At 70.4% G+C, this 1340-nt stretch carries 1 protein-coding gene; it reads left to right on the forward strand.

Going from position 1 to position 1340, the window contains the following annotated elements:
* Positions 1-233: 233 nt before the first annotated feature.
* Entirely contained in the window at positions 234-1322 is a 1089-nt protein-coding gene (locus tag GCU60_RS19665; RefSeq protein WP_163208331.1) for an IS110 family transposase, read from the forward strand.
* The last annotated feature ends 18 nt before the right edge of the window (positions 1323-1340 follow it).

A 1340-nucleotide genomic window follows, 5' to 3' on the forward strand; every position in this document is an offset into this window, starting at 1 on the left:
CTGACAGTGAGGATGTAGGCGAGCCCCGCAGCGGTCGTTCCTGACTCAGCGACTGACTGACCTCGGGTCTTCAACGGGATCTGTCGGTTCGGTCCGCTGCGGGGCTCGCTTGCACTCACCGGACGTGGCGTCGTGACCTCATAGGAGCCTGTGCCAGCAGGCACCCATCACTGTCTTGTCCGCTCGCCCGGCGGTGCGTGCCGCCCTGTCGGTTGCGAGCGAGAAGGACGGCGATGACCACCATCGCACGAGACACCAACCCGGCCCAGATCGACGTGGCCGGTGGCGTCGACACCCACCAGGACACCCACACCGCTGCTGCGATCGACGGCGCTGGACGACTGCTGGGTCACCAGCAGTTCCCCGCCACCGCGGCCGGCTACCAGCAGCTGCTCACCTGGCTGCGCGGGTTCGGTCTGTTGCTGATCGTCGGGATCGAAGGGACCGGCGCCTACGGCGCCGGCCTGGCCCGACACCTGGCCGCCGAGGGCGTGCCGATGCTTGAGATCGACCGCCCCGACCGCAAGACCCGCCGGTTCGCCGGCAAGTCCGACCCGCTCGACGCCGAGGCCGCCGCCCGCACCGCCCTGGCCGGAGTGCGCACCGGCACCCCCAAGGACCGGACCGGGCAGGTGGAGGCGTTGCGCAACCTGCGGGTGGCCCGGCACAGCGCCATCGACCAGCGGGCCGATTGTCAGCGGCGGATCAAGTCCCTGATCGTCACCGCCGTCGAGCCGCTGCGCGCCCAACTCCGCAGCCTCGCCAACGCCCGGTTGATCGCCACCTGCGCCGGACTGCGGCCCGACCCTGCCCGTATCGGCGACCCCGAGCAGGCCACCAAGACTGCGCTGCGCTCGCTGGCCCGCCGCCATCGAGCTCTCAGCGAGGAGATCACCGAGCTCGACGACCTCATCGGCCCGCTGGTCACCGCGATCAACCCCGAGCTCATCGCCTGCACCGGCGTCGGGGCCGACGTCGCCGGGCAGCTGCTCGTCACCGCCGGACAGAACACCGATCGGCTGCACTCCGAACCGGCCTTCGCCATGCTCTGCCGTGTCGCCCCGATCCCCGCCTCCTCGGGCAAGACCAACCGTCACCGACTCAACCGCGGCGGCGACCGCCAGGCCAACGCCGCCCTCTACCGCGTCGTGCTCTGCCGCCTGCGCTGGGACCCCCGCACCCGCGCCTACGTGGAGCGCCGCACCAAGGAAGGCCTATCCAAGAAGGACATCATCCGCTGCCTCAAGCGCATGATCGCCCGCGAGCTCTACTACCTCCTACGCCCCGCCCAACGAGCCCAGAACCTCACCGCGGCAGCTTGACGATCCATAGGAGCATCC

Source organism: Blastococcus saxobsidens, assembly GCF_010682065.1.
GTDB classification, from domain to species: domain Bacteria; phylum Actinomycetota; class Actinomycetes; order Mycobacteriales; family Geodermatophilaceae; genus Blastococcus; species Blastococcus saxobsidens_B.

Excerpts from the sequence above, each read along its gene's own strand:
- GCU60_RS19665 (WP_163208331.1), top strand. The coding sequence starts at position 234 with ATGACCACCATCGCACGAGACACCAACCCGGCCCAGATCGACGTGGCC.